Raw genomic sequence first — 7,304 nt, 5'->3', positions numbered from 1 at the left:
CCCGCCTCTATTATTAGCATCGCAAGGGCAGCACCTGTCCCCTCTCCAAGTCTCATATTAAGATCAAGTATGGGTCTTAAGCCCATCATATCAAGCATTACTTTGTGTCCTCTTTCGACTGAGTTATGGGCAGCAAACATGTAATCCTTAACCTCTGGCTTAAGACAGTAAGCGATTAGCGCACCGGCTGTAGAGATAAAACCATCTATAACAACAGGAATCCTGTTTGCTGCTGCACCAAGTATTAAACCTGCAATACCGCCGATCTCAGCACCTCCGAGTTTCGAAAGGACATCAACAGGGTCTGCCTGATCAGGTTTATTGATTTCTATTGCCCTTTTAATAACCTCTATCTTTCTCCTTAATGCTTCATCTGATATGCCCGTACCTCTACCTGTAACCTCCTCAACTGGTCTTCCGGTAAGGACTGCGGCAATAGCACTTGATGGAGTGGTATTACCTATACCCATATCTCCTGTACCAAAAAGCCTGTATCCTCTTTTTGCATAGGCCTCTGCCAGCTTTATTCCAACCTCAAGGGATCTGATTGCCTCCTCACGGCTCATAGCAGGTCCTCTAGTAAAATTTTTTGTCCCCCTAACGACCTTCATCTGGAGCAACCCCTCAAGATCTTTAAAATAGTAATCAACACCGATATCAACTACTATCACATCTGCACCAGCATGTCTGGCAAGGACATTTATACCTGCTCCTCCTCTTAAAAAATTAAAGACCATCTGGGCAGTCACTTCCTTTGGGTAGGCAGAAACACCTTCTTCAGTAACTCCGTGATCACCGGCAAAGGTAAAGATGGCCTTTTTATTTATCAGAGGCATTCTATCTTCTGAAATTGCCACAAGCCTTCTTGCAAACTCCTCAAGTCTTCCAAGACTTCCAGGTGGTTTTGTAAGATTGTCAAGCCTCTTTTGTGCAATATTGCACCATTCAGGATCAATAGGTTTGATCATCTTCAATGTCTCTTGAAACATTTTAAAAACCTCCCTGCTTGAAAAGATCTTCATTAATTCTTACAATGAAATCATTAGATACACAAAAAGCAGATACGAAGCTGGTAAGATGCTTTTTGATATTACTAAATATGTCGTGACAGTAATTATAATTGGTGGTATTTTTTCTAAGTCTATTGACTTCGAGAGTGCTATCTTTGGGGTTTACATTGCAATAATAATTTTTCTTGCGTGATTTATAGTAATACCAAAGGAGGAGGAATAAATGAAAGCTTACTATATTAGCCTTTTCGGAGCATTGATAATTTCTGTGATTGCCCTTATATTTACATGAATTGATACCCATTCTGCACCAAAACATAAGCCTTAACCCTTTATCCTTATAGGTATACCTGAAATTACAAAATATACTTCGTCAGAAATCTCGGCAATCCTCTGATTGAGCCTTCCAGCCTCATCCCTGAATCTCCTTGCAAGCTCATTATCAGGCACAATTCCCAAACCCACTTCATTTGATACAATAAAAAGTGTGAGCTGCCCCTGTTTTGAATCTTTTAAAGCCTTAAGGAACCTTATTAATTCTTCAATCCTTTCAATATAAGCTTCTTTGCCGAGCATGATATTTGATAGCCATAGAGTAAGACAGTCAATAAGAAGCACCTCATATTTTTCCCTTAAATCTTTAATCAAACCAGAAATATTAACTGGCTCCTCTACCGTAAACCAATTACTCCCTCTCTCTTTCTTGTGTCTTTCAATCCTTTCTTTCATCTCCTCATCGAGGGGCTCTGCTGTTGCTATATAAACCTTTCTTCCATCAAGTTCTGATGCCCTCTTCAAAGCAAAATTGCTCTTGCCGCTTTTTGCACCACCTGTTATGAATATAATTTTGTTCATAGACTACTTCTTATCACTGCCCTCCATATCTCTTTGAAACATTCCCTTTAAAATATCATTTGCACAGAACCTTCCGCACATGGTACAGCCATGATCAACATGTCCTCTCTTTGACTTTATCTCCCTTGCTCTTTCAGGATCTATGGCAAGTAAAAATTGCTCCTCCCACTTCATATCCCTTCTTGCCTTGGCCATTAGTTTATCCCTTTCCATCCTTTTAAGCTTAATCATGTCTCCTATATGAGCAGCTATGCGGGCGGCAATAAGACCTTCCCTAACATCTTCAGGAAAAGGAAGTCCCAGATGCTCTGCAGGTGTTACATAACATATGAAATCAGCTCCGTAAGCAGAAGCTAGGGCCGCACCTATTGCAGAGGTAATATGGTCATATCCCGGTGCAATATCGGTGACGATCGGTCCGAGCATATAAAAAGGAGCCTCTCCACTCATCTTCTTTTGCATGATTATATTTGCCTCTATCTCATTTATTGGAATATGTCCAGGTCCTTCTACCATGGTCTGGCATCCCATCTCTCTTCCGGCCTCCGCAAGCTCACAGTTAATTATCAATTCCTGAATCTGAACCCTGTCAGTTGAATCATGGACAGCACCGGCTCGAAATCCATTTCCCAGACTCAGAACAACATCATGTTTTTTAAGTATCTCCACCACTTTATCAAAATACTCATAAAGGGGATTTTCTTTGTTGTTATATTCCATCCAGGCAACCATGTATGAACCACCCTTTGATACCAGTCCTCCATAACGATAATTTTGTCTTCTCAGCATCTCTAAAGTTCTTCTGTTTATTCCACAGTGAATTGCCATGAATGCCACACCCTCTTCACACTGTTTTTCTATAACATCAAAAAGCACTTCCACTGGCATCCTGACGGCAGCACCATATTTTTCTATAGCCATTGCAAAGGCCTCGTATAAAGGCACTGTTCCTATCGGTAGCTCTACTGTATCCATTAGGGCCCTTCTTATTTTTGATATATTCCCTCCGACGCTCAAATCCATCAGTGTATCAGCGCCACAGCGTTCAGCGATCTTTGCCTTCTCTATCTCCATGGGAATATCAATAATATCAGTTGAGGTGCCTATGGATACATTGACCTTTGTCCTCAATCCTTTACCTATACCTGTAACTCTTGCCTTTCTTCTTTTATTTGCAGGTATGATTACCTTACCAGAGGCCACATATTCTTTAAGTAAAATTTCATCAATACATTCATCCTGGGAAACCTTCTCCATCTCGGGCGTTATCTCTCCTGACCTTGCTCTTTCTATCTGTGTCAACCTTTCCTCCTTAAAATAAAAAATCCTCAGAGCAACAGCCCTGAGGATTGCACCCGTTTTACTTCATCCTCAAATAATTCCTCCTCGGGAAACAGAGTGAAAATCTCACTCCGAGCAGGCAGGTCTTCTGGCTCCCGGATCAACCTACTTGCCAGCCTTCCCATCCCATAAAGGGACAGTGGCTTTATGGCTTTCGTCCCCGGTTACAGCGGCGGGACCGCTCCTGATTTTCACAGGATTCCCTATTAAGCCCCTAGGGCACCTGCTAAATAAGTTTAAACAGAAGATGGTTCCAAAAGTCAAGGGATGATCATCTCATCCCTTCATCAAAAATTCCTGTTTTAAATTTCTGTATGTACATGTCCTGTTTTTGCCCCTCTGTTTTGCCAGATATACTGCCTGCATGGCTGCATCAATAAGACCCGCAGTATCACGACCATCATGGGGAAAGGTTGATATACCGGCACTTATGGTTATGGAGGGACTTGCTGGATTATCCAGCCTGATTGCATTTATGGCATTTCTTGAACGCTCTGCAACGATCATGGCAATATCAGTGGATGTCTCAGGAAGGATTATTGCAAAACTCTCTCCTCCATATCGGGCAGCAAAATCAGTAGACCTTATGCTCCTCTTTATTACCCCTCCTATCTTCATTAGCATCTCATCTCCCCTTCCGTATCCATAGGTTTCATTAAATTTTGCAAAATTATCTACATCAATTATCAAAACAGAAAATTCTCTGCCAAATCTTTTCGACCTCTCAATCTCGAAGGAAAGTCTCTCCATAAAGGCCCTGTGATTTTCAAGCCCTGTAAGCATATCTGACCTTATTAGCTCGTCCAGTCTCGAGGAAAGCTCAAGACCCTCAATAACATCAGTAGCATGAAAAGAAACGGTAAGAAAATTCTCCTCATCCTCCCTGCTGAATATCCCGTTCTTTTTATTAATAAGAAATAATTCTCCAATAATCCTGTTTCCTGAATACACAGGAAAGAGAAGCAGATTTTTGAATCTTTCTGAGGCCTCTATTCTTAAAGGACAACCCTTTTCCATAACAGTCTTAAAATATTTTTCAAGCTCCGCTCTTAAATCCTCTTTCAGCTCAGCGGTTGTAAAGATATCCTTTATGTGGAAGTTCTTACAATTGCCAAGAAGAATCAAGCCAGATAGTTCACAGTCTGAGAATACCCTGATAGTTTCAAGAAATATCCTTAGCCTTTCCTTTTTGTTTTTACTGTATCTTACACCTAAATGAGCAAGCTCGTTAAAGAAGACTGCATTATTTTTTGTTCTCAGAAGGGATTCCGAGAGGTGTAGATTTTTTTTCTTTATCTTAATAAACAGAAAAAGTAAAAGAACATTCAATAGGAGACTTAAGGCTGTGACCATAATGATACTCATGAAATTTCTCTTACAACCCTCCGAACATACTCTCTCGCATACTGATCTGTGAGAATCTTAGCATGATTGACACTGAATTCGCAACAGATTTCAAATCTTGCGCTATCAAGGCTGACGAGGCCATCTCCCGAGCCTTCTTTCCATTCAGGTGGAATATGTTTCTCAGGTATAAGGGAAATAAGTGAATGGGGATAGGAGAAGACTTCCTCGGGCCTCATAATAAAGGCATTATCCTCCTTTATCAATTTCCATCTGTAAATGGTAAAAAGTCTTGGTGATGTTCCTGCAAGAGAAAAAATTCTCACATTCCTCAGAGGTTTCAGGGACTTTATAAAAGGAGAATCGGGAAGCAGTTCCTTTATTGCATCACTCTTAAGGAAATCAACAATCCTCTTTATAGCCCTTGAGACCCTTCCTTCTGGAAGATTTTTAAAAAGAGGAATTATAGCGGAGGTTACTGCTGAAAAATACCTCACCCATTCTGCCATGGTACTGCCCCTGTGAGGTGTGGCAATGGTTAGAAGACCCAGTATCTTTCTATGGTTTTCAAGCTCAATATATTTCCTTGCAATAAGGCCACCCCTGCTGTGTCCTATAAGGATTATGCCTCTGTCTGTAAGCAGAGAAGCAAACTGGATAACATGAGAAAGTTCCTTAACTGCAAAGTCTATTGGTCCAACAGGTCTTCTCTGTGACCAGGTTATAACACTGTAGCCCTCTTCCTTAAGGTCATGATATGGAGTCCTGAACTCTACAGATGGCGAGCCAGCAGTTATGGATTCTGGTTTTATTAAAGGCAATTCAGAAAAACTAAAGGTTTCGGGTTTTTCTCTAATCAACAGACTGAAAGGCAAAAGTCCACCAGCTATCCTTGCATCACAAGGAGAGGACCATATGGTCTTATCCATACCAAGGCCATGGATAAATACAATTGCAGGCTTATTCCTATGCCCCTGAGAGAAATCCAGATCGAGCCTCATTAAATATTGTAGCACCGGAGACAGAAGATTTAAAATCTTCTCATCCTTTCACTGAATTTTGGAATGAAATTAAAATAGCATACGAAACTTCATAAAACGGGAGTCAGATTTTTAAAAATAGTTTACAGATTAACATCCTCACATAGAAGCGCTCACGTCCGAACTGGATTAGGAAACTACCAGCAGCTTTAGCAACATATGTCTTTCTTATATATCTTGACTTATCTCACTTTTACATGTTATAAAGGTTTACAATTACGAGGGAATATCATTAAATTATAAGATTATAAAATAATATGATACCTTATTAATTCACAAGATTATTTTGGCCTTAGGCCAGAGAGAGAATCGTGCCAGACTGGCAGCTTAAAGGGAGGTGTTGGGATGAAATTAGGAGTATTTCTTAGCGATTACAGAACTGATACCAGCATACTTGAGAGACTCTCACCTCAGAAACTCGGAATTATACTTGTTGGTAATGGTGTCTATCACGCTGCAATTAAGGAAAAGGGACAGGCATCCAATGTTCTTAATATGAAGGCAAATTTCTATGTTCTTAAAGAAGACCTTGAGACAAGAGGTCTGAGTGTTTCAAATCTCGATAGTCGTGTCAAACCTGTTACTTACAGTGATGTGGTGGATTTAATATTTAATGAATATGAAAAACTAATCTGGATGTAAGAGGAGGCAATTATGGGAACATTAAGCATCGGAGTATTTTCAGCTCTTGTTGGATCAATGAATTATGATTTTGCTTTAAAACTTGCTGAAGCAGCTCTTGATAAAGGCCATAAGGTAAATCTATGGTTTTCTGGAAATGCCTCCGGGTCTCCCAAGAAAAATCAGAAGCATCTTAAAGATTATTCCCATGGAGAAACACCCTTGAGAAAATTAATGGAGAAAGGGCTTGAGGTCTGCACATGTGAAGCCTGCTCCCTTGCAAGAGGAATACAGAAACCTGATGCTATTGAAGGAATCCAGTGGAATGCAATGCACTGGTATCTTGCAAAGATTCACGGATCCGACAGGGTCCTTCATATAGGAGGTGAGTAATGGCTGATGTAAAACTTGCTTTTATAGTTACTAAACCACCCTATAAATCAGAAAATCCTAAACTTGCAGCCACCCATGCAATGGCTTACCAGACAGTAGAGATCCTTCTTGAAGAGGGAGATACTGTTACACCCACTCTCTGCTATGTGGGAGAGGGTGTCTTAAATTGCCTCAAGGGTCAGAAGGCAATGGATATATATGGAATAACCAGTACAGAGACCCATCTTAAAAACTGTCTTCTTGTTGACCTTGATGTTATGGTCTGCAAGGAGGACCTTGAAAAATTCGGCATATCAGAAGATATGATAGTTGATGCTGAAGATATGGGCGCAGAAAAGAAGATACAGGTTGTACCATTTGACAGAATAAAGAATGTCATCGAGGGTGCAAATCATCTATTATACTTTTAGGAAAGGAGGAAGCCATGGCTTTAAAAGACCAGACACCTACAGAGGTACTTGATGTCCTAGGAAGGGTGTGTCCCTATCCCCTTGTAATGACAAAAAAGGCACTTGAGAAACTCCCATCTGGTGCAATCCTCAAGATACTTTGTGATGCTCCTGCCTCAGCAGAGGATTCTATACCAAGATTTGCTGAAAAACAGGGATATGCCTTTGAATCAGTAAAGCTTGAGGACAAGGGTTACTGGGAAATCTATATTCAGAAAAAATAAATTTCTTCGCAGGGAGTTGAAAGATAC

At 40.5% G+C, this 7,304-nt stretch carries 9 protein-coding genes and 1 riboswitch; of the genes, 4 read left to right on the top strand and 5 right to left on the bottom strand.

The genetic code is table 11. From position 1 onward, the window contains the following. The 5 genes from cobT to N2257_07845 all read right to left on the bottom strand — a co-directional run. Positions 1–989: nicotinate-nucleotide--dimethylbenzimidazole phosphoribosyltransferase (gene cobT / locus N2257_07865; GenBank protein MCX7794299.1), on the bottom strand; the 989-nt coding region annotated here is incomplete at its 3' end. A 345-nt stretch (positions 990–1,334) separates the two neighbouring features. Then, entirely contained in the window at positions 1,335–1,865 is a 531-nt protein-coding gene (gene cobU / locus N2257_07860) for a bifunctional adenosylcobinamide kinase/adenosylcobinamide-phosphate guanylyltransferase (protein ID MCX7794298.1), read from the bottom strand. 3 nt (positions 1,866–1,868) lie between these two features. Then, the gene (gene thiC / locus N2257_07855; protein ID MCX7794297.1) at positions 1,869–3,167 is read right to left on the bottom strand and encodes a phosphomethylpyrimidine synthase ThiC; all 1,299 of its coding nucleotides are present in this window, start codon (positions 3,165–3,167) and stop codon (positions 1,869–1,871) included. A gap of 99 nt (positions 3,168–3,266) precedes the next feature. Beyond that, positions 3,267–3,448, bottom strand: a riboswitch (cobalamin riboswitch). Positions 3,449–3,482: 34 nt separating this feature from the next. After that, a complete protein-coding gene (locus N2257_07850) occupies positions 3,483–4,571 on the bottom strand; it encodes a GGDEF domain-containing protein (GenBank protein MCX7794296.1) in 1,089 nt (362 codons plus the stop codon). Continuing rightward, on the bottom strand, positions 4,568–5,551 hold the full coding sequence (locus tag N2257_07845; GenBank protein MCX7794295.1) for a hypothetical protein: 984 nt from the start codon (positions 5,549–5,551) through the stop codon (positions 4,568–4,570). The genes N2257_07850 and N2257_07845 overlap by 4 nt, the downstream gene beginning before the upstream one ends. Before the next feature lie 384 nt (positions 5,552–5,935). Between N2257_07845 and tusB the strand changes: the two genes are divergently transcribed. From tusB to N2257_07825, 4 genes are read left to right on the top strand one after another with little or no spacing between them, the layout of a single operon-like run. Continuing rightward, positions 5,936–6,232 carry a sulfurtransferase complex subunit TusB gene (gene tusB / locus N2257_07840; GenBank protein MCX7794294.1) on the top strand — a complete coding sequence of 99 codons (297 nt, stop codon included), beginning with the start codon at positions 5,936–5,938 and terminating at the stop codon, positions 6,230–6,232. Positions 6,233–6,244: 12 nt separating this feature from the next. Further along, a complete protein-coding gene (locus N2257_07835; GenBank protein ID MCX7794293.1) occupies positions 6,245–6,604 on the top strand; it encodes a DsrE family protein in 360 nt (119 codons plus the stop codon). Further along, positions 6,604–7,014, top strand: a complete 411-nt coding sequence (locus N2257_07830) for a DsrE family protein (GenBank protein ID MCX7794292.1) — start codon at positions 6,604–6,606, stop codon at positions 7,012–7,014. Before N2257_07835 ends, N2257_07830 begins: the two co-directional genes overlap by 1 nt. Before the next feature lie 14 nt (positions 7,015–7,028). Beyond that, the gene (locus tag N2257_07825; protein ID MCX7794291.1) at positions 7,029–7,277 is read left to right on the top strand and encodes a sulfurtransferase TusA family protein; all 249 of its coding nucleotides are present in this window, start codon (positions 7,029–7,031) and stop codon (positions 7,275–7,277) included. Positions 7,278–7,304: the final 27 nt, after the last annotated feature.

Source organism: Thermodesulfovibrionales bacterium (genome assembly GCA_026417875.1).
In the GTDB taxonomy this organism is placed as follows: Bacteria; Nitrospirota; Thermodesulfovibrionia; order Thermodesulfovibrionales; family CALJEL01; genus CALJEL01.
Note: the sequence above shows the minus strand (reverse complement) of the source record. Positions and strands in the feature narration are given on the sequence as shown.